This is a genomic window from Hymenobacter agri (genome assembly GCF_054778495.1).
Map to the genome: position 1 here is coordinate 1 of NZ_BAAGZM010000913.1, position 1,231 is coordinate 1,231.

Annotated in this window: 3 protein-coding genes; all 3 read left to right on the forward strand. The window is 66.6% G+C overall.

Annotation, left to right across the window (positions count from 1 at the left end; genetic code table 11):
- Positions 1-456, forward strand: a 456-nt coding sequence (locus ACYVDE_RS23310) for a T9SS type B sorting domain-containing protein (protein ID WP_460503916.1), incomplete at its 5' end; no start/stop codon positions are given.
- 45 nt (positions 457-501) lie between these two features.
- Positions 502-741 (forward strand): PqqD family protein, encoded by a 240-nt coding sequence (locus ACYVDE_RS23315; RefSeq protein WP_460503917.1) that lies wholly within the window; start codon positions 502-504, stop codon positions 739-741.
- A 10-nt stretch (positions 742-751) separates the two neighbouring features.
- On the forward strand, positions 752-1,231 hold a 480-nt coding region (locus ACYVDE_RS23320), incomplete at its 3' end, for an ATP-grasp domain-containing protein (RefSeq protein ID WP_460503918.1).

Sequence of the window (1,231 nt, forward strand, 5' to 3'; positions counted from 1 at the left end):
ATGCGCTTTACCGCGCAAAACGGTGCGGGCCGCGCCACGGCCATGTTTGCCTGGGAACCCGACTGCGGGGCAGTGGCCACTACCGGCGGCGGCAATGGCCTGCTGGTGCGCTTCAGGCTGGCCGAAACCGGCCCGTGCGTGCCATTTCCGCAGGAGCGCGTGGTGCGCTTCGTAGTCGACCCCGTGCCCGACCCCAAGCCCTTCAAGCCGTCCAACGTCATCACGCCCAACCGCGATGGCATCAACGATGTCTTTTACATGCCCGACCTACCGCTCGATTTCTGCGACCGCAAATTTGCCGGTATCGTCATCTATTCGCGCTGGGGTCAGCCGGTGTTTAAATCCGAGGACCGGGGGTTTGCCTGGGGCGGCCAGGGCGTGGGCGGGCTCTATTATTACCTGGTGACGTACACCGATGGCCGCCGCTTCAAAGGCTGGGTGGAGGTGATTCCGTAGCCCCGCCCCGCCCCGCGCCGCCGCTTTACCTTTCGGCTGATTCTGATGAAGCTCAAACCCACCATTGCCACCAGCGCGGCTGGCTTCCTGTTCAACCCGGCCACCGGCGACTCCTTCGCGGCCAACCCGCTGGCGGCCGATATTCTGGCCCGCGTACGGGCCGGGCAGGCCGAGGCCGCCATCAAGGCCGATATTCTGGCCCGCTACGAGGTGGCCCCCGGCCAGCTCGAAAAAGACTGGGACGACCTGCTGGCCCAGCTGCGCGAGTTCAACCTGCTAGCCTGATTTTATTCCCGTGCCCCTACCCGCCCCCCGGCCGCGCCTCACCGTAGCCGTCACCGGCCTCAACGCCACCGACAGCCCGGGCCCGGGCGTGGCCGTTATTCGGGCCCTGCGCGAAAGCCCCGATTTCGACCTGCGCATCATCGGGCTGAGCTACGAGGCGCTGGAGCCGGGCATCTACCTGCGGGATATGGTCGATAAAACGTACCAGCTGCCCTACCCCACGGCCGGCACCGCCGCCCTGCTCGAGCGGCTGCGCTACATCCACGCGCAGGAACAGGTGGCGGTGCTCATTCCCAATTTCGACGCCGAGCTGTTCAATTTCATTAAGCTCGACGCCGCGCTGCGGGCGCTGGGCATCGCCACGTTTTTGCCCACGCTGGCGCAGCTCGAAGCCCGCGACAAGCTGAACCTGCATGCTTTCGGGGAGGCGCATGGGCTGCGCGTGCCCCCCACCCGCCCGCTCTACACGGCTGCCGAGCTGCCCGCCGCG